This is a genomic window from Thiocapsa sp. (assembly GCF_018399035.1).
Taxonomy (GTDB): domain Bacteria; phylum Pseudomonadota; class Gammaproteobacteria; order Chromatiales; family Chromatiaceae; genus Thiocapsa.
This window is the reverse complement of sequence record NZ_CP073760.1, coordinates 2,707,426-2,731,219: the sequence shown is the minus strand read 5'-3', so window position 1 is coordinate 2,731,219 and position 23,794 is coordinate 2,707,426. Positions and strand designations below refer to the sequence as shown.

General features: G+C 62.1%; 29 protein-coding genes, 1 pseudogene and 1 riboswitch. Of the genes and pseudogenes, 19 read left to right on the top strand and 11 right to left on the bottom strand.

What is annotated here, in order from left to right; genetic code table 11:
• Positions 1–91: 91 nt before the first annotated feature.
• From metK to KFB96_RS12335, 6 genes are all read left to right on the top strand, one after another.
• Positions 92–1,282 carry a methionine adenosyltransferase gene (gene metK, locus KFB96_RS12360; protein WP_213458144.1) on the top strand — a complete coding sequence of 397 codons (1,191 nt, stop codon included), beginning with the start codon at positions 92–94 and terminating at the stop codon, positions 1,280–1,282.
• A gap of 243 nt (positions 1,283–1,525) precedes the next feature.
• Positions 1,526–1,611, top strand: a riboswitch (S-adenosyl-L-homocysteine riboswitch).
• A gap of 21 nt (positions 1,612–1,632) precedes the next feature.
• Positions 1,633–3,039 carry an adenosylhomocysteinase gene (ahcY, locus tag KFB96_RS12355; protein WP_213458145.1) on the top strand — a complete coding sequence of 469 codons (1,407 nt, stop codon included), beginning with the start codon at positions 1,633–1,635 and terminating at the stop codon, positions 3,037–3,039.
• Positions 3,040–3,423: 384 nt separating this feature from the next.
• Positions 3,424–4,287, top strand: a complete 864-nt coding sequence (gene metF, locus KFB96_RS12350; RefSeq protein WP_213458146.1) for a methylenetetrahydrofolate reductase [NAD(P)H] — start codon at positions 3,424–3,426, stop codon at positions 4,285–4,287.
• A 605-nt stretch (positions 4,288–4,892) separates the two neighbouring features.
• The gene (locus KFB96_RS12345; RefSeq protein WP_213458147.1) at positions 4,893–5,309 is read left to right on the top strand and encodes a sulfur globule family protein; all 417 of its coding nucleotides are present in this window, start codon (positions 4,893–4,895) and stop codon (positions 5,307–5,309) included.
• Between the two features lie 326 nt (positions 5,310–5,635).
• The gene (locus KFB96_RS12340; RefSeq protein ID WP_213458148.1) at positions 5,636–6,415 is read left to right on the top strand and encodes a hypothetical protein; all 780 of its coding nucleotides are present in this window, start codon (positions 5,636–5,638) and stop codon (positions 6,413–6,415) included.
• 98 nt (positions 6,416–6,513) lie between these two features.
• Positions 6,514–8,712 carry a sodium-translocating pyrophosphatase gene (locus KFB96_RS12335; protein ID WP_213458149.1) on the top strand — a complete coding sequence of 733 codons (2,199 nt, stop codon included), beginning with the start codon at positions 6,514–6,516 and terminating at the stop codon, positions 8,710–8,712.
• 149 nt (positions 8,713–8,861) lie between these two features.
• On the opposite strand, the gene KFB96_RS12330 is transcribed toward KFB96_RS12335, so the two are convergent.
• From KFB96_RS12330 to nifH, 8 genes are all read right to left on the bottom strand, one after another.
• Entirely contained in the window at positions 8,862–9,182 is a 321-nt protein-coding gene (locus KFB96_RS12330) for a hypothetical protein (protein WP_213458150.1), read from the bottom strand.
• Positions 9,183–9,538: 356 nt separating this feature from the next.
• Positions 9,539–9,808 (bottom strand): DUF6129 family protein, encoded by a 270-nt coding sequence (locus KFB96_RS12325; RefSeq protein ID WP_213465253.1) that lies wholly within the window; start codon positions 9,806–9,808, stop codon positions 9,539–9,541.
• Positions 9,805–10,512 (bottom strand): dinitrogenase iron-molybdenum cofactor biosynthesis protein, encoded by a 708-nt coding sequence (locus tag KFB96_RS12320; RefSeq protein ID WP_213458152.1) that lies wholly within the window; start codon positions 10,510–10,512, stop codon positions 9,805–9,807. Before KFB96_RS12320 ends, KFB96_RS12325 begins: the two co-directional genes overlap by 4 nt.
• 298 nt (positions 10,513–10,810) lie before the next feature.
• Positions 10,811–11,011, bottom strand: a complete 201-nt coding sequence (locus KFB96_RS12315; protein ID WP_120795825.1) for a 4Fe-4S binding protein — start codon at positions 11,009–11,011, stop codon at positions 10,811–10,813.
• A gap of 14 nt (positions 11,012–11,025) precedes the next feature.
• Positions 11,026–11,244: a putative nitrogen fixation protein NifT gene (nifT, locus tag KFB96_RS12310; protein WP_213458153.1), complete on the bottom strand. Its 219-nt coding sequence runs from the start codon at positions 11,242–11,244 to the stop codon at positions 11,026–11,028.
• A gap of 80 nt (positions 11,245–11,324) precedes the next feature.
• A complete protein-coding gene (gene nifK / locus KFB96_RS12305; RefSeq protein ID WP_213458154.1) occupies positions 11,325–12,896 on the bottom strand; it encodes a nitrogenase molybdenum-iron protein subunit beta in 1,572 nt (523 codons plus the stop codon).
• 207 nt (positions 12,897–13,103) lie between these two features.
• Positions 13,104–14,588 carry a nitrogenase molybdenum-iron protein alpha chain gene (gene nifD / locus KFB96_RS12300; RefSeq protein WP_213458155.1) on the bottom strand — a complete coding sequence of 495 codons (1,485 nt, stop codon included), beginning with the start codon at positions 14,586–14,588 and terminating at the stop codon, positions 13,104–13,106.
• A gap of 310 nt (positions 14,589–14,898) precedes the next feature.
• Positions 14,899–15,783 (bottom strand): nitrogenase iron protein, encoded by an 885-nt coding sequence (nifH, locus tag KFB96_RS12295; protein ID WP_213458156.1) that lies wholly within the window; start codon positions 15,781–15,783, stop codon positions 14,899–14,901.
• A 179-nt stretch (positions 15,784–15,962) separates the two neighbouring features.
• Between nifH and KFB96_RS12290 the strand changes: the two genes are divergently transcribed.
• The 7 genes from KFB96_RS12290 to KFB96_RS12260 all read left to right on the top strand — a co-directional run bounded on the left by KFB96_RS12290 (position 15,963) and on the right by KFB96_RS12260 (position 19,315).
• Positions 15,963–16,811, top strand: coding sequence for an NAD(+)--dinitrogen-reductase ADP-D-ribosyltransferase (locus KFB96_RS12290; RefSeq protein ID WP_213458157.1), 849 nt, complete (start codon positions 15,963–15,965; stop codon positions 16,809–16,811).
• Between the two features lie 238 nt (positions 16,812–17,049).
• Entirely contained in the window at positions 17,050–17,265 is a 216-nt protein-coding gene (locus KFB96_RS12285; protein WP_213458158.1) for a hypothetical protein, read from the top strand.
• Entirely contained in the window at positions 17,262–17,420 is a 159-nt protein-coding gene (locus tag KFB96_RS12280) for a hypothetical protein (RefSeq protein ID WP_213458159.1), read from the top strand. Before KFB96_RS12285 ends, KFB96_RS12280 begins: the two co-directional genes overlap by 4 nt.
• A 302-nt stretch (positions 17,421–17,722) precedes the next feature.
• Entirely contained in the window at positions 17,723–17,953 is a 231-nt protein-coding gene (locus KFB96_RS12275; protein WP_213458160.1) for a hypothetical protein, read from the top strand.
• Between the two features lie 2 nt (positions 17,954–17,955).
• Complete coding sequence (locus KFB96_RS12270; protein WP_300971641.1) at positions 17,956–18,279, top strand: type II toxin-antitoxin system RelE/ParE family toxin; 324 nt, start codon at positions 17,956–17,958, stop codon at positions 18,277–18,279.
• A 231-nt stretch (positions 18,280–18,510) separates the two neighbouring features.
• Positions 18,511–18,750, top strand: coding sequence for a hypothetical protein (locus KFB96_RS12265; protein ID WP_213458161.1), 240 nt, complete (start codon positions 18,511–18,513; stop codon positions 18,748–18,750).
• 13 nt (positions 18,751–18,763) lie between these two features.
• Positions 18,764–19,315, top strand: coding sequence for a hypothetical protein (locus KFB96_RS12260; protein ID WP_213458162.1), 552 nt, complete (start codon positions 18,764–18,766; stop codon positions 19,313–19,315).
• 922 nt (positions 19,316–20,237) lie between these two features.
• Here KFB96_RS12260 and KFB96_RS12255 read toward each other — a convergent pair.
• Both KFB96_RS12255 and KFB96_RS12250 read right to left on the bottom strand, forming a co-directional pair.
• Positions 20,238–20,537 carry a type II toxin-antitoxin system RelE/ParE family toxin gene (locus KFB96_RS12255; protein ID WP_213458163.1) on the bottom strand — a complete coding sequence of 100 codons (300 nt, stop codon included), beginning with the start codon at positions 20,535–20,537 and terminating at the stop codon, positions 20,238–20,240.
• Positions 20,534–20,782 carry a type II toxin-antitoxin system ParD family antitoxin gene (locus KFB96_RS12250; protein ID WP_213458164.1) on the bottom strand — a complete coding sequence of 83 codons (249 nt, stop codon included), beginning with the start codon at positions 20,780–20,782 and terminating at the stop codon, positions 20,534–20,536. The genes KFB96_RS12255 and KFB96_RS12250 overlap by 4 nt, the downstream gene beginning before the upstream one ends.
• A 344-nt stretch (positions 20,783–21,126) precedes the next feature.
• Here KFB96_RS12250 and KFB96_RS12245 point away from each other — a divergent pair, with 344 nt between their 5' ends.
• From KFB96_RS12245 to KFB96_RS12235, 3 genes are read left to right on the top strand one after another with little or no spacing between them, the layout of a single operon-like run.
• Positions 21,127–21,345, top strand: coding sequence for a hypothetical protein (locus tag KFB96_RS12245; protein ID WP_213458165.1), 219 nt, complete (start codon positions 21,127–21,129; stop codon positions 21,343–21,345).
• Positions 21,346–21,356: 11 nt separating this feature from the next.
• Positions 21,357–21,497: a hypothetical protein gene (locus KFB96_RS12240; RefSeq protein WP_213458260.1), complete on the top strand. Its 141-nt coding sequence runs from the start codon at positions 21,357–21,359 to the stop codon at positions 21,495–21,497.
• Positions 21,498–21,513: 16 nt separating this feature from the next.
• Positions 21,514–21,846: a hypothetical protein gene (locus KFB96_RS12235; protein WP_213458166.1), complete on the top strand. Its 333-nt coding sequence runs from the start codon at positions 21,514–21,516 to the stop codon at positions 21,844–21,846.
• Positions 21,847–22,186: 340 nt separating this feature from the next.
• On the opposite strand, the pseudogene KFB96_RS12230 reads toward KFB96_RS12235, so the two are convergent.
• A pseudogene (locus tag KFB96_RS12230) lies at positions 22,187–22,270 on the bottom strand (prepilin-type N-terminal cleavage/methylation domain-containing protein); the annotation flags it as partial.
• Between the two features lie 26 nt (positions 22,271–22,296).
• Here KFB96_RS12230 and KFB96_RS26760 point away from each other — a divergent pair.
• From KFB96_RS26760 to KFB96_RS27570, 3 genes are all read left to right on the top strand, one after another.
• Positions 22,297–22,818, top strand: coding sequence for an AbrB/MazE/SpoVT family DNA-binding domain-containing protein (locus KFB96_RS26760; protein WP_300971638.1), 522 nt, complete (start codon positions 22,297–22,299; stop codon positions 22,816–22,818).
• Positions 22,818–23,165, top strand: coding sequence for a type II toxin-antitoxin system PemK/MazF family toxin (locus tag KFB96_RS12220; RefSeq protein WP_213458167.1), 348 nt, complete (start codon positions 22,818–22,820; stop codon positions 23,163–23,165). The genes KFB96_RS26760 and KFB96_RS12220 overlap by 1 nt, the downstream gene beginning before the upstream one ends.
• Before the next feature lie 73 nt (positions 23,166–23,238).
• The gene (locus tag KFB96_RS27570) at positions 23,239–23,760 is read left to right on the top strand and encodes a transposase (protein ID WP_366931493.1); all 522 of its coding nucleotides are present in this window, start codon (positions 23,239–23,241) and stop codon (positions 23,758–23,760) included.
• Positions 23,761–23,794: the final 34 nt, after the last annotated feature.

The window sequence follows — 23,794 nt, the reverse complement described above, 5'->3', positions numbered from 1 at the left end:
CCGTGGGTCGATTTTGCGGTTTTCCGTCGAATCGTTATCATATTGCATCCAGACACGCACCTCTTGGGGCAAAAGGCAGGCCATCGACATTATGAGTAAGGACTATATCTTCACCTCCGAATCCGTCTCCGAGGGCCACCCGGACAAGATGGCGGACCAGATCTCCGACGCCGTGCTCGACGAGATCTTCCGCCGCGATCCGAATCACGCCAAGGCGCGCGTTGCTTGCGAGACGCTTGTCAAGACCGGGTTCGTGGTGCTGGCCGGCGAGATCACGCTCACGGACGAGAACCTGAAGATCGACTACGAGAGCGTCGTGCGCAAGGTCGTCACCGATATCGGCTACGACGGTTCCGAGGTCGGTTTCGACGGGCAAACCTGCGGCGTACTGGTCGCGCTCGGCGAGCAATCCAAAGATATCAATCAAGGCGTCGACCGCGAGAGCGAAGAGTCGCAAGGCGCCGGCGACCAAGGCATGATGTTCGGCTACGCCACGAACGAAACCGATCAGCTCATGCCCGCCGCGATCGATTACGCGCATCGCCTGGTCAAGCGCCAGGCCGAGGTCCGCAAGAACGGCACCCTGCCGTGGCTGCGTCCGGACGCCAAATCGCAGGTGACCTTTCGCTACATCGACGGGAAGCCGGCTGCCGTGGAGGCCGTGGTGCTCTCGACCCAGCATAGCCCCGAGGTCAGCCAAAGTGTGCTGCACGAGGCGGTGATGGAAGAGATCATCAAGCCCGTGCTCGGCGGCACCGGCTGGATGAACGGCGACACCAAATATCACATCAACCCGACCGGCCAGTTCATCATCGGTGGCCCGGTCGGCGACTGCGGCCTGACCGGGCGCAAGATCATCGTCGACACCTACGGCGGCATGGCGCGCCACGGCGGCGGGGCCTTCTCCGGCAAGGATCCCTCGAAGGTCGACCGCTCGGCTGCTTACGCCGGGCGTTATGTCGCCAAGAACATCGTCGCCGCGGGTCTTGCGGAGAAGTGCGAGGTTCAGGTGTCCTACGCGATCGGTGTTGCCGAGCCGACGTCCCTGTCCATCGACACCTTCGGGACGGCGAACATCAGCGAGCATCGCATCATCGAGCTGATCCGCGCGCACTTCGATCTGCGTCCCTACGGCATCACCCGCATGTTGGATCTCACCAACCGCGACCTGATCAAGTACCGCGACACGGCCGCCTACGGTCACTTCGGGCGTTCGGAGCCGGGCTTCACCTGGGAGCGCACGGACAAGGCCGAGATGCTGCGGGAGGCGGCGGGGATTTAAAGAGGGTTCAGGGTGCAGGGATTAGGGTTCAGGGATTAGGGTTCAGGGATTAGGGTTCTGTATGCAGGGATTAGCGTTTAGGGAGCAGGGTCAAGTAACCCCGGACCCCGGACCCCGAACCCTTAGGCGATTTCCGGGAATGATCATCCCGGCCGTGCGTGTTGCCAATGCTTACCGGGCGACTAAAGCCGCCCCTACATGTTGGTCTATGCTTTCCCGGAAATCACCTTAACAAAACACCTCGCCGCCGAGGAGCGTTGCGACCCGGGCCATCGGAGCCCTGGCCAGGCTCGGCGGCGGGGTCGACACGACAACGGCGCTCACTCACGTTTCATCAGGAGCTGATAACCATGAGTGAGTTTACCGATTACAAGGTTGCCGACATCTCCCTGGCCGATTTCGGTCGCAAAGAGATGGACATTGCCGAGACCGAGATGCCGGGTCTGATGGCCCTGCGCGAGCAGTTCGGCACGTCCAAACCCCTTGCCGGAGCCCGCATCACCGGCAGTCTGCACATGACCATCCAGACCGCGGTGCTGATCGAGACCCTGGTTGAGCTCGGTGCCGAGATCCGCTGGTGCTCGTGCAACATCTTCTCGACCCAGGATCACGCTGCCGCCGCCATCGCCGCGGCCGGTATCCCGGTCTATGCCTGGAAGGGCGAGACCCTGGACGAGTACTGGTGGTGCACCGAGCAGGTCCTGAACTGGTCCGACGGCGGCGGCCCGAACATGATCCTGGACGACGGCGGTGACGCCACACTGATCGTGCACAAGGGTGTCGAGTACGAAAAGGCCGGCGCCATCCCGGCACCCAAGGCCGACGACAACGAGGAGTGGCAGTCCATCCTCGGCTTGCTCTCGCGCACCTTCGCGCGCAACCCCAAGCATTGGCACGGCATCGCCGAGGGCCTCCGCGGCGTGACCGAGGAGACGACCACCGGCGTTCATCGTCTCTATCAGATGTTCCGTGACGGGCAGCTCCTCTTCCCCGCCATGAACGTCAACGACTCGGTGACCAAGTCGAAGTTCGACAACCTCTACGGCTGCCGCGAGTCGCTGGTCGACGCCATCAAGCGCGCGACCGACGTCATGATCGCCGGCAAGATCGCATTGGTCTGCGGTTACGGCGATGTCGGCAAGGGTTCGGCCGCGTCGCTGCGCGGTCTGGGTTCGACCGTCTGGATCACCGAGGTCGATCCCATCTGTGCGTTGCAGGCGGCAATGGAAGGCTATCGCGTCGTCACCATCGAGGATGTCGTCGGCATGATCGACATCTTCGTCACGGCGACCGGCAACACCGACATCATCACCCACGATCACATGGTCGCCATGAAGAACCAGGCGATCGTCTGCAACATCGGCCACTTCGACAACGAGATCCAGGTTCAGTCGCTGAAGCAGTACGAGTGGGTCAACATCAAGCCGCAGGTCGATCAGATCATCTTCCCGGACGGGCATCGCATCACCCTGCTGGCCGAAGGGCGGCTGGTCAACCTGGGTTGCGCGACCGGACATCCGAGCTTCGTGATGTCCAACAGCTTCACCAATCAGGTGCTGGCCCAGATCGAGATCTTCACCAAGCCCGAGGAGTATCCGATCGGCGTCTATGTGCTGCCCAAGCATCTGGACGAGGATGTGGCGCGTCTGCATCTGGGCAAGATCGGCGCGAAGCTGACGACCCTGTCGAAGGCGCAAGCCGACTATATCGGAGTCCCGGTGGAGGGGCCTTACAAGGCCGAGAACTACAGGTATTAAACCGCGCTCGTTGTTTTGATCCAGCGAGGTTTGCGGGTTTCGCGGCCTCGCGGGCACTTTGAGGCGTTGGAGTCGGCGCGGTTTAAGTTTTTGAAGAAGAGACTTGGATTGCGCCGTCTTCATCCGCTTCGGGTTCGTGCCCGGTGAATCGAAGACGGCGATGGTGCCTGTCGGCGACTCCGCCTGGATCTGCTCATGACACCGCTCGCCGGGGTCACGCCTATGTCGAGCACTTCGCGCTACCGGCGCGGAGCGCCCGGTCGGCGCTCGACGCCGTGCGCGGCGCTGCGCATCCCAACCCATTCGCCGCCGGATCGAAGCCACTGATCGCGTGTCGTGAGCCGCGCTGGAGGCTGGAGGCCGGAGGCCGGAGGCTCTAACGCCATGCCGCCCGTATCACAGCAAACCCCGACCTACAGCGTCGAGCTCTTCCCGCCCAAGACCCCGGAAGGGATGGAGAAGCTCAAGCTCGAGATCGCACAGCTCAACAGCGTCTCGCCGGGCTACTTTTCGGTGACCTACGGGGCCGGAGGATCGACGCGCGAGCGCACCTTCGAGACCGTCGACTGGCTGCGTAGGCACGACATCGAGACCGCCCCGCACATTGCCTGTGTCGGCTCGGCACGGGCCGAGATCCGCGAGATCGTCGGTCGTTACCGCGAGCAGGGGATCCGACGTCTGGTGGCCTTGCGAGGGGATCTTCCGTCCGGCATGGGCGGAGGCACCGGTGGTGATTTCCGTTATGCCAACGAGCTCGTCACCTTCATCCGCGACGAATTCGGGGATACCTTCAAGATCGAGGTCGCGGCCTATCCCGAGTATCACCCGCAATCCGGGAGTCCCGAGCGCGATCTCGACAACTTCAAGCGTAAGGTCGAGGCCGGTGCGGATACCGCCATCACCCAGTATTTCTACAACCCGGATGCCTACTTCGCCTTCGTCGAGAGCGCCAACCGGGTCGGCGTCACCCTGCCGATTATTCCCGGCATCATGCCCATCACCAATTTCACGCAGCTCGCGCGCTTCTCCGACGCCTGCGGTGCCGAGATCCCGCGCTGGGTACGGCGCCGACTCGAAGGCTACGGCGACGACGTGGAGAGTCTGCGTGCCTTCGGGCATGAGGTCGTGCTCAACCTCTGCCGTCGCCTGATCGACGGCGGTGCGCCGGGTCTGCACTTCTATACGATGAACCAGTCGGGTCCGACGCTGCGGCTTTGGAAGGATCTCGCACTTCCGCTCCCCGTCTGAGCCTCATCGAAGCGCGATCGGAGGCTCATTCCGTGAGCCTGGCGGAAGATTCTTTCTAGTCAGGCGCCACTTTAACCAACGGAGTAAATAAGGTTTGTCGCTTGGACTCATGTCGCGGTCCCGGCCGCGACATGAGTCGTTCTTGCGATGGAATCCCCTGTTTCAGCTCGAATGCCGTCCTCGGCGTCGGCTCGGTTTCGTTGAAGGACGAGCTCTCCGGCATCGCTCGGCGGACCTGATCAGGGCTTGGTTGACCCGCAGGGTGCTGTTTAATCCGTTGCGTCCGTACGCCATCGACGCCTATACTCGCCCTGCTTCTAACGGTAATGCGCGGCCCCGGTTTCTTCGCAGGGTTTAGCCGTTACTCCGATGGGCAGTCGAGCCCGCAACTTCCCCTTCTGCCCGGATTTGTGCAACACGGCAAATCGCCGGTGGGGTGTTTGCGCCTTCGTACGGTCCACTTCGGGGCCTGGCCCGAGCCCGACAGGGTTCGACCGCAGGCTCCGCATCACGCCCGCAGTCGGAGACCACACGATCCCCGGCTTCGGAGACCCCACTGCGGGCACGCCCGCGCTCAACGTTTCCTGATCAGAGGTAGGGCGAATATGAATAAAACGATTAAGTTTGCAGGACTCGCAGCCGTTGTCGCTCTGGCCGGTGCCTCCTTCTCGGCCAGCGCCTGGTGGGGTGGCCCGGGTTACGGCGGTCCCGGCGGCTACGGCGGTGGCCCCGGCTACGGCAGCGGCATGATGGACAACTTCGGCGACATGTTCGGTGACGGCACCGGCGACTTCAACATGAACATGAGCGGGAGCGGTCGCTCCTACGGGCGTGGTCAGGGCCGTGGCTACGGTCGCGGTTACGGCTACGGCGAGCAGCACGGCTACGGCGCGCCTTACGGCTATGGTGCCCCTTACGGCGCGCCCGGCTACGGTGCTCCGTACGGTGGGCCCGGCTACGGCGCACCCTACGGCGGCATGCCTGCCCCGATGATGGCCCCTCCGGCGGCTCCCGCTCAATAAGGACGACTGAGTCGTCGAAGGGTCTCGGCAAAGACCGAGGCCCGTGTCGATTCGGATACAGGGACGTATCCAACCCACCTTCCACGTGACCTGTCCTCGCGTGCTCTCGGCATTCTCGACCGATCGCCGCTCCGAACATCCCTCGCTTTTCGGCTATTTTCTGTCGCTGTTTCGATCCGACCACGTCTACACCCGTGCGTCGTCCGATCCCTGTTGCTCCGTGATATCTCTTCCTGATCTGCTCTCCACATCGACTGCATTTATGGTGATAATTGAGAACAACCGGGTCCGTTCGGACATCCGGGCACATCACGGCGAGGCTCGGCATGGCTGAAAAGCATCTGTATCTGTCCCTGATCCCGCAGGCGCTGATCGCGTCGATGCTCGAGCCGGAGGCTTTCGGCAGCTATTACGCGGTCGGATCCAAAGCTCACGTGAAAGGCGAGGCGATCTTTTTCGAGGTCGACCCGGCGTTCCGCTCCGATGATTTCCCCTTCCATCTGATTGAGGAGCGTTGCATCACCCAGCCGGACGGTGCCCCGAAACGCTCGGTCTATCTCTCGATCTATCGCGTCTTGTCGCGGATCCCGGTCTCCGCGCTCGGTAGCCTCTATCTCGTGACGAACGACGGCAAGACGCTCGAGCTGCCGCGTTCGGTCTATCTCCCCGAGCCCGGCGGTCGCCTGCATCTCTATCAAGAGTTTTGTCCCATTACCCCGATGGTCGCCAGCCGTTCGGAGCCGCACGAGTTCTGCGACGCCATTACGGATCCGTCGCACCCGGTCCACGTGCCACGCCTGGTTTTCTCCGAGCTGCGTCTCGGCGACCTTGCGACCGACCCCGAGAACGGCGCGGCCGACGATCTCCCCTATCCGAACCTCGCCCATCTGCGCGACGTGCTCTACGAGCTCAAACACAACGACACCAAACCGAGCAAGCTGGTGTTGAAACAGGTCAAGGAAGGCGTGCTCTACCGCATGGTTAAAGGCGGTTTCTACGTCGGCGATCAGACCGACTTTGCCTTCTACCGCTTCCCGGATCTCGACGCGCTCGAGAACCGTCATCGGGGCTGGTGGCGCTCGGCCCAGGTGACCGGGCTCGAGTGACCCGCGGTCCTCGATCCTCCTGAGTCCCGGACTCAGGTCCTGCCCGGCGCATCTCCGGCGTCGGGTTCTTTTGGCCTCCCACGTCCATTGGAATACCCATGAACGAGCCTGTCTTTTGGATCGCACCGATCGCCGCGCTGTTGGCGATGATCTATGCCCGCAAGTTTTTCAAAGAGATGCTCCGGCAGGACCAGGGAACCGCCTTGATGCAGGAGATCGGAGACCATGTGCGCCACGGTGCCATGGCGTATCTGCGCCAGCAGTACAAGATCATGTTCCTGGTGTTTACGGTCCTGACCATCGTTTTCGGCGTCCTTGCCTACTACTACCAGGTTCAGACCCCCTGGCTGCCCTTCACCTTCGTCTTCGGAGGCTTCTTCTCGGCGCTCGCCGGCTATTTCGGTATGCAGACCGCGACCCGTGCCTCCACGCGTACGGCTGCGGCCGCCCGCACCTCGCTCCCGGAGGCACTGAAGATCGCGTTCCGAAGCGGCGCCGTCATGGGGTTGGTGGTGGTCGGGCTCGGGCTCGGCAACATCGTGGTTTGGTTCATCCTGGCCGACCTGCTGATCCCCGAGAGCGCAGCCGGTGAAGGGGTTCGCATGGTGCTGGTCACCACGACCATCCTGACCTTCGGCGTGGGTGCTTCGATGCAGGCCATGTTCGCGCGTGTCGGCGGCGGTATCTTCACCAAGGCCGCGGACGTGGGGGCCGATCTGGTCGGCAAGGTCGAGTCCGGTATCCCGGAGGACGACCCGCGCAATCCGGCCGTCATCGCGGACAACGTCGGGGACAACGTGGGTGACGTCGCCGGCATGGGTGCCGACCTCTTCGAGTCCTATTGCGGTTCCATCCTTGCCGCCTCCGCGCTCGGGGCTGCCGCCTATGTCCTGGACCCCACGCTCCAAATGAAGGCCGTGGTGGCCCCCATCGCGATTGCCGGTATCGGTATCCTGCTGTCGATCGTCGGGGTCTATCTGGTCAAGACCAAGGAGGGCGCGACCCAAAAGGATCTGCTCGGGTCGCTTTCGCGCGGCATCAACGCCAGTGCGCTCATGATCGTGGTGGCCTCCGCGGGCTTGCTCCTGCTGCTCGGCATCCCGAACGTCTGGGGGATCTGGGGTGCGGTGGTGACCGGCTTGGTCACGGGCATCATTGTCGGCCGCTCGACCGAGTATTCGACCTCGCCGAGCTACGGGCCGACCCGGCTCATCGCGGCCCAGGCCGAAGGCGGACCGGCGACCCTCATCATCGCGGGCGTCGGCGTCGGTATGCTCTCGACCGCCATCCCGGTCCTGGCGGTCGGCACCGGGACCCTGTTGGCCTTCCTGTTCGCGTCCGGGTTCGATCTCACCCAGATGAGCCTCGGCCTCTACGGCGTGGCCATTGCTGCGGTCGGGATGCTCTCCACGCTGGGTATCACGCTCGCCAGCGATGCCTATGGTCCGATCGCGGATAATGCCGGCGGCAACGCCGAGATGAGCGGTCTGGGCGCGGAGGTGCGGGCACGCACCGATGCGCTGGATTCACTCGGCAACACGACGGCGGCGACCGGCAAGGGGTTCGCGATCGGCTCTGCGGCCTTGACCGCGCTCGCACTCATCGCCTCCTACATCGAGGTGATCCGCATCGAGCTGGTGAATGTCGGTCAGACGGTCTTGACGCTCGGCAACGGCGCGAGCATCGCGACCGCGCAGGCGACCCTGACCGATTTCATGACCTTCTTCAACGTGACCCTGCTCAACCCGACCGTCCTCGTGGGCCTGCTGATCGGCTCGATGGTGGCCTTTGTCTTCAGCGGCTTGACCGTGCAGGCGGTCGGGCGCGCAGCCATCATGATGGTCGAAGAGGTGCGCCGGCAGTTTCGCGAAGATCCGGGCATCTTGCAGGGGACCTCGCAGCCGGATTACGAGCGCTGTGTTGCCATCTCCACCGTCGGTGCACAGCGCGAGATGGTCCTGCCGGCCCTTCTGGCGGTCATCGCGCCGGTCGTCGTGGGCTTGGTGTTGGGGGTTGCGGGCGTGATCGGGCTGCTGATGGGGGGGCTTGCGAGCGGTTTCGTGCTTGCGGTCTTTCTTTCGAATGCCGGCGGCGCCTGGGACAACGCCAAGAAATACATCGAGTCCGGTTATCACGGCGGCAAGAATTCGCGCGCACACCGGGCATCCGTGATCGGCGATACGGTCGGCGATCCCTTCAAGGACACCTCTGGACCGAGCCTGAACATCCTAGTCAAGCTGATGAGCATCATGGCCATCGTCATGGCCGGGGTGACCGTGAGCTACAGCTTGCTCTGACCCCGCTGCGGGAGAGCTGACCAGGTGATTTCCTGGAAGGGAACGACCACGCTGTGGGGCGACTGTAGGGGCGACTTAAGTCGCCCCTACAGTCGCCCCTACAGTCTTGCAGCCATATGCAGTCGGGATACGGATTCCCGGACATCGCCTCAGTGGTGGTGGTAGAGATCGTCCAGCGGGCTTTCGTGAGCGAGCGGGGTGCCGAGCTCCGCCCAAGTGAAGAGATTGAAGGCGCGATGTCCGTTGTGGTCGAGCACTCGGAGGCTGTCCGACTCGGTAAACCCGTTCATGACCTTCTCGAAATGGCCCTTGTAGCGCTCTTGGGCCAGCTCCATCGGGATCTCGTAGGCGAGGAATTTCGGGATGCCTTTATCCTTCAGACGCTCCAGCAGGTCGAGGTTCTCGAGCGAGTCGTACGAGGTGACGATCACGATCGGACCGTTGCCGGTCACCAACATTGCGCATTTCATGGGGCTTCTCCACCAGATTAGTCGCCCAAGCCGGGCGAAATATACAGCATGTCGTGAGGATCGATTCGGGTTTGGACACCATCGTCACCGGCAAGATGAGGTCCGGCCCGGAGCGCGCGGATTCTAACACTGAAGAAGACAAGGCGGCGCGGCGCGAAGGCGTTCGGCGCCGTGCAAGGAGCGGGCGGGTGTCCGGGCGTCTCCCGGCTAGGACCTCAAGTGTTTTCGCGGACATTTCTTACAGGCTTTGTCCGTCTTGTATCGCTTGCAGCAGGTTTTTGATCGCTTGCCGATGATCTGCCGATCCGAGTCCGATCAACCTGATACGAGGAGCATGCCGCCCGGCATCGGGTCGGTCAATCCTCCTCTTCGACCGCTGCCAGGACGACGCCGGTCGCGTTCGCCGGATCGTCGGTCAAGACGAGACAGTGCTCTCGTCCGTCGACCAGATAGAGGTTGAAGCCGTCGGCGCTGCGCACCGGTCTGCCGACGCCGATGTCCTCATCGTTGCAATGGGTGAAGTGGACATCCGCGAAGGCCTCGCGCAAGGCGGCGATGGTCTCCGCGTTGAGACCCGCACGGCGCACCACCTCCGTGATCTGGTCGAGACGCTCCGCCGCGATCATGCGGCGTCCTGCGAGCGGGCGAACCTGACCCGCTGCTCCGGCGTTTGGCCCATCGCCTTGGCGAGCCAGGGCGGGGCCTTCTCGCCGAGGATGCGCTGCAGGGCCACCATGCGCTCGCGCGCGCTTCCACCGGCCGCGTCCTTGATGGGGTGGATATCGGTCTTTACGACCTTGGCCGCCGCCGGACCGCCGATCGAGGCCACATAGAGCACCTGACAATCGGCGATCAAGGCGGCGCGCTGGCCGTTCTTGTCCTCGACCGTGCCGGACTCGTCGACCCCGCGCACATCGATCAGACGGATCTCGTGGGCCGACACCTGGTAGACCAGGAAATGCCGCGCGGCCCCGAAGTGCCCGTCGAGCTCATCCCCGCCGTTCGACGCACAGGCGACCCGAACCGAGCCCGGCATGTCGCCCTCGGCATAGGGCTCGACCGGCGGCGCCGGGGCGATGGTTTGACCGGTCTCGCCCTTGAGGATGGCCAGCATGGACTTGAGCAGATCCACATCCAGGTCGGCCAACTCGCCGTCGGCGGCCTGCTTGAGATCCTTCACCCGCAGCGTCTCCAGCGTGGTCGCCGTCGGGGGCAGCCCCACCGCGTCGGCGAGGACGCGAATCAAACGCGCCGGATCCGGATCGGGCAGGGTGCGAGCGGCCAGGCCGATGCGTAGTGCGATATCGTCGGTAAGCGTGTCGTTTGACATCGGAGTGGACTCAACCTTGTTCGTAAGAAGCCGCCCGTGAGCGATAAGACAACACATCCGCGCCACAGACCACCGTAGGATGGGTAGAGCACAGCGAAACCCATCCGCTAGCCACCCCAACCCGCCGATCACCCGTAGGATGGGTAGAGCGACAGCGAAACCCATCCTCCCGCCACCCAAACTCACAAATCAGCTGCAGCACTGAACCGATCGGGTTCGGACCTGCCGACACCGGAGTTTGGAGGATGGGTTTCGCTGTGCTCTACCCATCCTACGTTGTTGTCGCACCAAGCGAGGTTTAAGCCGGGACGATGCAGTCCTCTTCCATACAGGCATCGAGACACTGCGGCACGCCTGGCTCGCCGTCGCCCTCGCATTCGCTGCAAGTGCCGGCGTCGATCCGGTAAACACCCTTCCACGCCGTGATGGATTGGGTCGGGCACAAAGGCTCGCAGTCGCCGCAGGCGGTGCAGAGCTCACGTACAATTTTCAGGGCCATGTCGATTCTCCTGATCAATCGTCGCCGCGCTTAAAACGCAGCGTCGTCGGAAATGCGGGGGGCGGGCTGATGGGGTCGATATACCAGCGCGACCCGTCGGTCAGCTCCACCTCTCCGCCCCATTGTTCGGCGCTATCGAGCTCAACGGAGGCGATCGTCTCCTCCATGTCCTTCTTTGCGACATAGAAGAGCAGGTCTCCCGCGTCGTTTTTTCGAATCATCACATTGGGCATCAGTGGATTGCCTCTCGTCGTCTTGAATAGGGGCGCCGAACGTTCAGCCCTCGGGCGGCGCCGCGCGCCGCCCGAGCAGGCTATCGCACCAGGTCGTAGTTGTAGTCGGTCACGCCCATCTCGCGCGTCTCGTCGTCCAGACGCTCGAGGACCGCGTTGACCAGGGTCGTGAGGATGTACATGCCACCCTCGTAGCCCATGGTGGTCATGCGATGCAGATGGTGCCGATCGAAGATCGGGAAGCCGATCCGGATCAAGGGGACCTCATGCTCCTTGCCCTTGTGCAGGGTGTCGCGCTGGATGAACTTGCCGTAGCTGTTGCCGATCATGAAGTCCGGCTTGTCGGTGAAGCACAACGACCGGAAGTGCCACAGATCCGAGCTGGTGTAGACCTTGCTTTGCTTGCCGTAGGGCGAGGAGGCGAGCACGCCTTCCACCTCTTTCTTCCAACGCTTGTTGGCGTGGTTGCAGAGGACATGGGTCGGCTCGGCACCCAACTCGAGCAGGAACTTGGTCATGCCGAGCACGAAGTCCGCATCCCCGTAGAGCGCGAACTTCTTGCCGTGCAGCCAGGTGTGGCTGTCGGTCATCATGTCGACCAGACGACCACGCTCCTTGGTCAGTGATTCGGGGATCGCCTTGCCGGTCAGCTCCGAGACCTTCATCAGGAACTCGTCGGTCCACTCAAGGCCCATCGGGATCTTGATGTGGTTGACCGGCTGCTTCCAGGTGATCTCGGCGAACTTGCGCGTCTTCGGCAACTGCCAGGGCTGCAGCAACAGGGTGTCGATCGCGTTCGGGGCGTCCTTCACCTCGGGGATGCTGGTACCGCCGTCGTACATGCGGTACTCGCCGTCGGCCGGGGTGTCGAGCACCTCGGTCGGGTCGCACAGCAGGCTGTAGTCGACACCCATCTCCTTCATCATGCGGTGCATGACGCGATAGTTGCCGAGATAGGTCTCGAAGCCCGGGACCAGATTGATCTTGCCGTTGGAGCCGACGACCTTGTCGTCCATGGCGTTGATGGTGAAGTAGCGCATGATCCCTTCGAACATGTTGTCCCAGCCGGTCGTGTGGCTGCCCACAAAGCTCGGCGTATGCGCGAACGGGGTCGGGAACTCGGACGGGATGTAGCCTTCCTTCTTGGCGTTGCCGATGAAGGCGTTCAGGTCGTCACCGATGACCTCGGCCATGCAGGTGGTGCTGACCGCGATCATCTCGGGCTTGTAGAGCGCACGGGCGTTCTCCAGGCCGTCCATCATGTTCTTCTGGCCGCCGAAGACAGCCGCGTCTTCCGTCATGGAGTCGGACACGCAGGCGATCGGCTCCTTGAAGTGACGGTTGAAGTAGGTGCGGAAATAGGCCACACAGCCCTGCGAGCCGTGCACGTAGGGCAGGGTCTTCTCGAATCCGAGTGCGCACAGGACGGCGCCCAGCGGCTGACAGGCCTTCGCCGGGTTGACGGTCAGTGCCTCGCGCTTGAAGTTGAGCTCCTGGTATTCCTTGGTCGTGCTCCATTGGAAGACCTCTTCGATCTTCTCGTCGGAGTGGCGCTCCTCAACGCCGTCGCGCTTCTTCGCGAGGTTGTCGACATAGTCAGCATCCCTGAACAAGGGATAGCTGGGCTTGATGTTCTCGATGGTCTGGCTCATTTGAGTTCTCCTTACGCGCCGCTCATCCGCGGACAACGAATCAGGTAAAGCTGGCCTTTGGTAGATGACGGGTTACTCATCTATCCGGTGCGTGCCATACTGGATCAGTACCATTCGGCTTGCGTTCGAAGCCGCGGATTGAAACCAGCAGGGGTTTTTGAAGGTCATCTCCGTATCGCGTGAGCGATACGGAGTACGCTTTTCCAATCAGCCGACCGCTTGTTTCAGCAATGCTTCATCGGCTGCGGGGCTTTGCCACGGAGCAGCCATTTTCGACCAACAGGGATTGTTGATCGTCATGTCCATATCCCGGGCAAAGATGGCGAAGCCGTCGTAGCCGTGATAGGGGCCGGAGTAATCCCAGGAATGCATCTGGCGGAAGGGGATGCCCATCTTCTGGAAGATGTACTTCTCCTTGATGCCCGAGCCGATCAGATCCGGCTTGACCTTCTTGACGAACTCTTCGAACTCGTAGCCCGTGATGTCGTCGTAGAGCAGGGTCGCGTTGCCCATCTCCTTGATGGTGCGGTCGTAGTCGTCGTTGTGGGCGAACTCGTACCCGGTGCCGACCACTTCCATGCCGAGATCTTCGTAGGCGCCGATCACGTGGCGCGGACGCAGCCCGCCGACATAGAGCATGACCCGCTTGCCTTCCAGGCGCGGACGGTACTTGGCGATGATCGCCTCGTACTCGGCCGTGTATTTGGCGATGACCTGCTCGGCGTTGGCCTGGATGGTCTCGTCGAAGAAGGCGGCGATCTTGCGCAAGGACTCGGCGATCTTGGTCGGGCCGAAGAAGTTGTACTCCATCCACGGCACCCCGTACTTCTCTTCCATGTGACGGGAGATGTAGTTCATGGAGCGGTAGCAGTGGATCAGGTTCAGCTTGACCTTGGGGGTCAGCTCCATCTCGGAGAGGGTGCCGTCGCCGGACCACTGTGCCACCACGCGCAGACCCATCTCTTCGAGCAGGATGCGCGAGGACCAGGCGTCGCCGCCGATGTTGTAGTCGCCGATCACGGCCACGTCGTAAGGACCGATCTGGAAGGACTCGTCGCCGTCACGGTTGCCGATGACCCAGTCGCGGATCGCGTCGTTGGCGATGTGATGCCCCAGGGACTGGGACACGCCGCGGAAACCCTCGCAGCGCACCGGCACGACCGGCTTGTCGAGTGCCTTGCTCTGCTTCTTGGCGACCGCCTCGATGTCGTCGCCGATCAGACCGATCGGACACTCGGACTGGATGCTGATGCCCTTGCTCAGCGGGAAGAGACCTTCGATCTCGGTGATCAGCTTGTCGAGCTTCTTGTCGCCGCCGAAGACGATGTCCTTCTCCTGGAAATCCGAGGTGAAGTTCATGGTGCCGAAGGTGTTCACGCCGGTCATGCCGACGTAGTAGTTGCGACGACCGGCACGCGAATAGGCACCGCAGCCGACCGGGCCGTGCGAGATGTGGATCATGTCCTTGATCGGACCCCACACCACGCCCTTGGAGCCGGCATAGGCACAGCCGCGCACGGTCATGACACCGGGCAGGGACTTGCGGTTGGAGGTAATGCACTTTTTGGACTGCTCGACCGATTGGTCGTTGACCGCCAAATGCTTGGCGCGATCCTTCTGCGCCTTTTCGGGATAGACCTCGAGCACCTCTTGGATGAGGGCCTGGGTCTCTTCGCGAGTCAATGCTGACATACTGGCTTTCCTCGATTCGGCGCCGCGGCAAATCCGCCGACGGTCGCGCGTTGAGAAATGGATAAACAAGGGACCGCGGCATCGACCCGCCGCGTCCATTCAAAACAACAATCCCGGTACTGAGCAGGCTCCGGCATGATCTGCGTTGTCTTCATCGAGGCGAGACCTCGCTCCCCACCGCCTTCATCGCCAAGCCGCGCCAACTCATCCTTAAGTCTTTAATCACCCTGAACCGCGCCCCGCCGACGCCTGCAGGGAACACCAAGGTCAAACCCAAACAAAGACATCACATGCCGCCGAAAGACGCGGTTCAGGCCGCGACCGCCTCTTCTTCCGCGGTCTTGCCGACGATGCTCTCGTCCTCGCCGTCCATCAGGCCGAATCCCATCAGCAGATCTTCGAGCGCATCCATGGTGATCGGCGTGGGGATCACGAAGTTCTTGTTGTTGATGATCTTGTTGGCCAGGTCGCGATACTCTTGCGCCTGCTTGGCCTTGGGGTCGTACTCGATGACCGTCATGCGGCGGATCTCGGCACGCTGAACGACGTTGTCGCGCGGCACGAAGTGGATCATCTGGGTGCCCAGCTGACGGGCCAGCTCCATGATCAGCTCGTCTTCACGGGCGGTGTTGCGGCTGTTGCAGATGAGGCCGGCCAGACGCACCGAGCCCGAGCTGGCGTATTTCACGATGCCCTTGGCGATGTTGTTGGCCGCGAACATGGCCATCATCTCGCCCGAGCACACAATGTAGATCTCTTGCGCCTTGTTCTCGCGGATCGGCATGGCGAACCCGCCGCAGACCACGTCGCCGAGCACGTCGTAGAAGACGAAGTCGAGGTCCTCCTCATAGGCGCCTTCCTCTTCGAGGAAGTTGATGGCCGTGATGACGCCGCGACCGGCGCAACCCACGCCCGGCTCCGGGCCACCGGACTCGACGCATTTGATGTTGCCGTAACCGACCTTGAGCACGTCTTCCAGCTCGAGATCTTCGACCGAGCCGGCGTCGGCCGCCATCTGCATGATGGTATTCTGTGCCTTGGCGTGCAGGATCAGACGGGTGGAGTCGGCCTTGGGGTCACACCCGACGATCATGACCTTCTTGCCGAGCTCGGCGAGACCGGCTACGAGGTTCTGAGTGGTGGTGGACTTGCCGATTCCGCCTTTGCCGTAGATGGCACATTGACGCATAGCCATGGGGTGGTCTCCTGTAGGTCCGCTGTCGCGGGCGTTGAACAAAGTTGCCTCACGAGCCTTACAGCAAACCATATGCCAACCACGCCAATGCGCTCCATCATGCTGTTGTCAATGGAGTTTTATATCGTTCACGGATGTCGCCGGTTTGGTGGCATCCCCGACAAAGCCGCAAGGCATGTATGGACAACAACCGACAAACCGAACAACCGCCACCCGCCACGCTCCCGGCCAACGCCCGTCTCCCCATCAATCACTGCAACCTGCCGGCCGTGATCCTGGGCAGCCTGACCTATCAACGTCACCCGGTCCCGCTGGAGCTCGACGGCATCCGCCACTTCCACGCGGATCTCTTCCGCACCCTGACGCCGATCCCGCAACACGCGGCGCGCGCCCAAGCCTTTCAGGACTACGTCAGCGCCCACTTCCTTCTGGATCATCTCGACGAAGCCGGTTTGGGCCTCGGCAAGGCCAAGAAGAAACGCGTCAACGCCAACTATCTGCGCATGGCACGCGGCTGGTCCTTCGACTCGGACGGCCGTGAAGGTGCCATCCTCAAGCGCTGGGTCGAGAGCCGCTTCGGCCTGCTCGCCCGACACCACGCCGGCCCGCTCCAAGGCAGACACAGCGAGGCGTACCAGCACTATGTCGCCGAGGGCACCCGCGGCCTCTACGCCACCAACGCCCTGGAGGCTCAGCTCGACCTCCTCTATACCTATTGTCAGTACGAGCTCCTCCAGGCCCACCCCGAAGAGACCCACCTCAGCCTCTACCGCGGCATCAACCGCATCGACGAGCACGAGATCCTCGAAACCCTCGGCGGCGGGCGCTACCGGGTGCTCTTCAACAACCTCAACAGCTTCACCAGCAGCCGCGAGCGCGCCGACGAGTTCGGCGATTACATCCTGATTGCGGAGGTGCCTCTGCCGAAGATTTTCTTCTTCAATCGGTTACTGCCGGGGATGCTGAAGGGGGAGGGTGAGTTCGTGGTGATTGGGGGGGTGTATGAGGTTTCGATTAGTACGCTTTGAGGCTTGAGCCAGGACCCGGGCGTAGGCACCCCGTGGGTCACGACTCGCAACTCTATCCGCTCAAGCGGACTCGGATCGCGGCAGACCTCGCAACCCTGTGCTAGATTTCGACTGGCGCAGTGCGACGGAGGTGACACGGATGCCTTCGACGAGGAAAGTCGACCTAACCGGGGGAATGGATCAATTGATCCCGGCACGTTGTTCTGCAACCGGCCCCTTCTTACGCCGAGAGGTCCCGATGCCCAGCATCACCCTGAACGCCCATTTCGACGGCCAGTCGATCGTTCTCGACGAGCCGTTCGAGCTTCCCGGCAACGCTCGGCTACTGGTAACAGTGGTGTCACCTTCATTGGACGGTGATCGTGCGCAGTGGTCCGACCTCGCCGGCTCCGGCCTCGCCCTCGCCTTTGGGGACGCCGAACCCGAGAGCCTCGCGGATGTGAGACGTCCGTGAACGAGGGCGACGTGGCGCTGACGCCGCTGCCCCAAGCCGACGGACGCGTGAAGAACCGCCCGACGATTGCCCTGCGGCGCATGCCGGGTTTCGGGGACTGGCTGGTCTGCGGCGTCAGCACTCAATTGCATCATAGAGATCGCGGGATTCGATGATCCGATCCTGGCCAACCATGTCGACTACGCCGCCAGCGGTCTGAAATCTCCCTCGCTTATCCGATTGGGATTCTTGGCCGTGCTGCCCGAGAGCCGGTTGCTTGGTGTCATCGGTGCACTCGCACCTGACCGACATCGCCGCCTATTGGAGCGGCTGTCGGGATATCTGCTCCGATAGCCGGGACGAACGAACCCTCGGTTCTCGCGCTGAAGTAGTGTTCCTCGCGCCGAGGCGCGAGTTCGAAGTTGGGGACAGCCGGAGCAGTCGATCGCAGCGACACCTTAGCCAGAGGGTTAGACCCATGCCAGCGCCGACCGACGACATCACCGAGCAGCTCCACGCCGAGATCGAGCGCACGCCCGTGCGTTACCGATCCTTGCTGCTGCGTTTGGTGCATTCCTTCCGCGAGGGCATCGAGGCGGATGAGCCCTGGCCCAGCGCGAGCGAGTCCTTTCGCGAGGGCTGGACGGACGCGCTGGCCGGCCGCGTTAGCCCAGTCGATACCCTGTGGGACGGCATCGACGCCGCTTAGCCGTGGTCATCCGCTACACGGAGGCATTCAAGCGCCAGTTGGAGCGGCTCAGCCGCCGGTACCGAGGGATTCGTGCCGATGTCCAGCCGGTCATCGACCGCCTCGCCGTCGGCGAGACCCCTGGCGACCGCATCCCGGGCATCGGTTATGTGTTGTACAAGGTGCGTGTGAAGAAGTCCGCCTCTGCCCGGGGCAAGCGCGGCGGCTTTCGGATCATTTATTACCTGCATACTGGCGATGACATTCTGTTGGTGACGATCTACTCGAAGTCCGAGCAAGCCGACATCACTGCCGAGGAGTTGCAGCGGATGCTCGCAGGATCTTAAACCGTTAAACCGTACCTAAAGATGTGATTTCGATGCCTGACCCTGCCGTTTTGCAGGGGGTCGGTCCCTTGCGCAGCCCGGCGGGCGAGACTACTATCCTGCCTAGGGATAGTCCGAGGAGTCACAAAAAGACTCCGCCCGTGCACCCAGCAATGTCTCAAATCGACCCCACTAGGAAAACCACCTGGTGAGCGTGTCGAACCAGTCGACGACGCCAATGATGCCATGGCAATGACCCTCTCCGAAGAAACACGCAAGACCCTGTGTGACGAGTTTGGCGTCACCAGATTGGTTGAACTAATGGAGCGGGATTTTGAGGATATGTCCCCCGAAGCAGACGTAGACCGGGAAAAGGCAGCGCTCTACGCGGAGCGTAACCGCGGCTCGGTACGTCTCAACGCTGGGCGGTTCTACACTGCGACCGAGTACGCCGAGCGCATCCGCAAGGTAAAGGCGTTGAACCTACCCTGAGGACCTATCGGACATGGATTTTCCGTTCGATCCGCCGCGGGAACAGCCTACCCTGGACCAAGACATCCCGGACCTGAAGACGCTTGCCGACCTATACGTTCAGGCGAAGGCGCTTATCCTCTACTCGGAAGAGGTCGATCCGGATTCCCGGTCCAACCTCCAGGTCATCAAAGAGCTTCGCGACGCGTTCGACCATCTGATGCGGGTCATCGTAGCGCGCGTCGGAACTCAGGCCCCGGACGGCGCCTCGGATCCCGACTACGCGTCCCGCAACATCCACAAGTCTATCGGCCACATCTACCGGGCGGCGTTCGACGCGCTGGACGGTACCGTGCTGTCTTTGCGGGTCAAGATCACTCAGGTGGTCGATAATTACCCGCTGGAAGTCCTCAACCAAGTGATCCCGAACTATTGGGACATCAAGCGAAAGCTCAACGAGCTCTCTGGAAAGGTTGAGGGTAATAGAGAGGAGAGGTCGGTCACGTTCAAGCGCCCCAACGTTTTTCCACGCATGCCTGCTTCGGGTTTTCCACGCGCCCCGGTACCGGTCAGAGGCGACGGGTAGAGTAGAGGGCAGGTGTCCCGTGACGGTAGATCCGGCCTATCTGTTGCCGCCCCTTTCGTTTGGCGGTGCCTCACTAGCCGAACCCTGGTCCCGGTAGCCAGCCCTCCCTCATCAAACCGTGCATACAGTTCTCCCGTACACGGCTTTCCGATGTGCGTCACTGCCGAGCATGCGCTGCACTCCAGCAAGCTTGGCTCGACAATCAAGCGTCCGCCACAGCGTCCTGATCATTATTGGAGTGGCTAGCGACAAGGTCGCAATCTCCTGATCCTCCGCGCTTTGGATGCGTGCACAAAGTAGGGCTCCTTTCCTCGGGCCGGGTTATGTTGTCCCAGGCCCTCAAACGGTACTATGAGCCCCTCCGACTCCCGTGACGGCCCGCGTCGACTTCGGACTCGCCTTATACGGCACGGTTGACGGTTCTGCGCCGCCACCGTCACGGGTCTCCCGCACTGGGACTGATCAACTTCCACCACATGCCACCCCTGCTACCCCGGAAGAATCGATGGGACGCTCTCGTTGTCTCTTCCCACCGGCGGCGGCCTTCCCCTTCTGACCACAGGGTCGGCTTCTTCGATTAAGTGACGAGGCTACATCCAGGTTCGCTTGCGCTGCGGCCTGCGGTTTTGCACCCACGAAACTCACGACCCTTGGTTACCCAAACGCCGCTCCGGGGCACTACAATGGTGTACGAGCAACTCCATCGGCGGGACTTAAACCCGCAAGTTAATCAGCCTGTTACGGCATACGGTCAGGTCTTGTAATGCAATCTTTTGGCTGCTGTGAGGAGCCAATGGGGTCATGACTCGTTCCGTGCTCAGGTTCGAGCGTGAAGATGCCGTGAGCATTCGCGATACCGACGCTTTCAAAACCGCCGGAGAAAGCTATTGTGGTTTTGTCTACGTTCCGCCGCCCCGGGATGCTAACCGGTGAAGTAGCTGAGGACATCCATGCGCTGATGTGGAACGCCGATAATATCAATCCCATCCTCGCTCATGAGATAGAAAATGACGTGGGAGCCTTCCGGGTAGCTGCAGTATCCGTGACCGACCTCCGGACGAGGCTTCCCGAGACTCGGATTCTCCGCAAGCCAGGAGAACCGCCGATCGATGGCTGAAAGATAGATATCGCGTTGCTTGTTGCCCCAGGTCTGGACCGTGTAGCGGGCAATCGCGCGCAGGTCTGCAGCAGCTCGTGGGGTAATCCGATAGCGGCCGCTCATCCCTCACGATCCATTTCCGCCAACAGACCTTGAAGGGAGTAATTCTCGACGAACTCCCCACGACGTGCCTGCGCCTCCCCTTCGGCCAGATGTTCACGCAACGCAGCCAATCGGGCGTTGTGCTCCTCCATGTGACGCAGCGCATCGCGTACTACCTCACTTGCCGAGCCATACCGGCCGGTCGTGATCTCGTTCTTGATGAAGACTTCCCAGTGTTCCCCTAGGCTCAGGGATGTTGTCGCCATGAGACACCTCCTATATTCATTTTTAGCAGATATGAATATAGCAGGAAATCCTTAAGGCCAAGGAAAAAATGGGCGAGAGCAGGGCGAGAGGGTGTGCCATGGCACACTTATCGCGTCGCTCGGTGAGCGGAGCGGGGTATGTGGTACATATGAGACCTAACCCCGCGTCCACGGACTCGGATCGCGGCAGACACCGCAACCTTGTGCTAGCTTTCGACTGGCGCAGTGCGACGGAGGCGACACGGATGCCTTCGACGAGGAGAGTCGACCTGACCGGGGGAATAGATCAATTGATCCCGGCACGTTGTTCTGCAACCGGCCCCTTCTTATGCCGCGAGGTCCCGATGCCCGGCATCACGCTGAACGCCCATTTCGACGGCCAGTCGATCGTTCTCGACGAGCCGTTCGAGATTCCCGGCAACGCTCGGCTACTGGTAACAATGGTGTCACCTTCAATGGACGGCGATCGTGCGCAGTGGTCCAACCTCGCCGGGTCCGGCCTCGCCCTCGCCCATGGGGACGACGAACCCGAGTACAGACTGACTGATGTCAGACGTCCGTGAACGAGGGCGGCGTGGCTCTGACGTCGCTGCCCCAAGCCGACGGGCGCGTGAAGAACCGCCCGACGATTGCCCAGCGGCGCATGCCGGGTTTCGGGGGCGGGTTGGTCTGCGGCGTCAGCACTCAATTGCAGTCGATCGCAGCGACACCTTAGCCAAGGGATTAGACCCATGCCAGCGCCGGCCGACGACATCACCGAGCAGCTCCACGCCGAGATCGAGCGCACGTCCATGCGTTACCGCTCCTTGCTGCTGCGTATGGTGCATTCTTTCCGCGAGAGCATCGAGGCGGATGAGCCCTTGCCCAGCGTGAGCGAGTCCTTCCGCGAGTGCTGGACGGACGCGCTGGCCGGCCGCGTCAGCCCGGTTGAAACCCTGTGGGACGGCATCGACACCGATTCGATGATCCGATCCCGGCGAACCATGACGACTACGCCGCCAACGGCCTTGCTCGTAACTCCGTCCATCGTGGCACGTGGCGCAGAGCGCCAGGGGCATGCGTGACACCGCGGAGCGGATGTCACGAGCTCTTTGGGTTTTGGGTGGCCGGTTTAATGAGCGAGCCCCCGCCAACGGTCTGACGTTTCCATCGCTCACCCGATTGGGATTCTTGGCCGTGCTGCCCGAGAGCCGGTTGCTTGGTGCGATCGGCATAATCGCACCTGACCGGCATCGCCGCCTGTTGGAGCGGCTTTCGGGATACCGGGCTGTAGGGTCTTGTTTTCGAGCATCGCTGCGTGAGATCTGTGGGGGCACCTGATTAGAAAGGAACATCAGCCACGCGCCGAATCCACGATTTGGGGCGGGGGCCGGAAGCCGTCGCTGCCACCAGCAGGCGGGTCTGCAGCGCCACCGCCGCCAAAATCCCAATTATCGCCACCACGATCATGAGTTCAATCAAGGTAAAGCCCTGTTGATGCTTTTTCATGGATCTTCTCCATTGCAGTCGAATGAATGAATCGGGAGTCGTCTCCCGGAGACGGGAGCGGTCTTGATCAACCGCTCTATCGGCTCTCCGTCAAAGACCGGACCAACGTCGCCCGCCAGATTCAACTCATCGATCGCAATGCCTATTCCAGCTTCACCCCCAACACCCCAGCCGGCCTGTCACACCTGCCGCCCGCGACACGCCGCCCGCTGTCACACCTGACCACCGTGCCAACGGCAGCATCATTGAAGAGCACCGCAAGTTCTACTAAAGTAGGACTCGAAACCGACAGGAGACCCAACATGCAGCAAACCCTACGCAAAGCCGGCGGCTCACTCGTGATGACCGTCCCCAAAGCCTTCATCGACCAAAACCGCCTCCACGAGGGCTCCCAAGTCGCACTACACCTGCGCGGCAACACCCTTACCATCGAAGCCCCCAGCCGTCCACGCTACAAACTCGCTGACCTGCTCGCCGAAATGCCCGACGGACTGCCGCGCGTTGAAGGCTGGGACGACATGCCCTCGGTCGGACTGGAGCGCGACTGATGGCCTATCACCCCAATCGCGGCGACATCGTGCATCTGGACTTCGACCCCTCATCGGGCCGCGAAATGCAAGGCCCACACTTCGGCCTCGTCGTTAGCGGCAAGCTCTTCAACCAGCACGGGCTGGCCATGATCTGCCCAATCTCACAAGGCACCGCCGCCGCCGCACGCACCCACGGAACCGTCGTCACACTTATCGGAGCCGGAACCGACACCCAGGGTGCTATCCATTGTCATCGGCTCAAATCACTCGACTGGCGCACCCGCCAGGCACGCTTCAAAGAGACAGTCCCTCAGTCCATCCTCGATGAAGTTCAGGCCAGACTCGAAGCAATTTTGTTCGACTGAGCCGGAGCCGCGCGGACGAGGGAATCCCAGGGTCAGGTCTTGTTTTCCAGCATCGCTGGGCTAAGCTGTTTCCATGGCTAGACCACTCCGAATCGAGCTCGCCGGCGGGTTGTACCACGTCACTTCGCGTGGCGATCGCCGCGAGGCGATCTACCGTGACGATGAGGACCGGGCGGCCTGGCTGGCGGTGTTCGCGGAGGTCTGCGCACGCTTCAATTGGCGCTGTCATGCCTACTGCCAGATGACCAATCACGATCATGTCGTGGTGGAGACCGCGGAGGGGAATCTGTCGAAGGGGATGCGGCAGCTCAACGGCGTCTTCACCCAGCGGGTCAATCGTCGTCATGGCCTGGTTGGACACCTGTTTCAGGGCCGCTTCAAGGGCATTCTCGTCGAGCGCGATACCTATCTGCTTGAGCTGGCGCGTTACGTCGTGCTCAATCCGGTGCGGGCCGGCATGATGGCCGATGCGGGTGATTGGGTCTGGAGCAGCTATCCCGCCATGCTGGGGCGGGTTCCGGCGCAGCCCTGGTTGGAGACCGACTGGGTGCTCGGGCAGTTCGGGCCCGCGCGTGCCCCGGCGCAAGCCGCCTAAGCGGCCTTCGTCGCCGAGGGGGTCGGACGGTCGA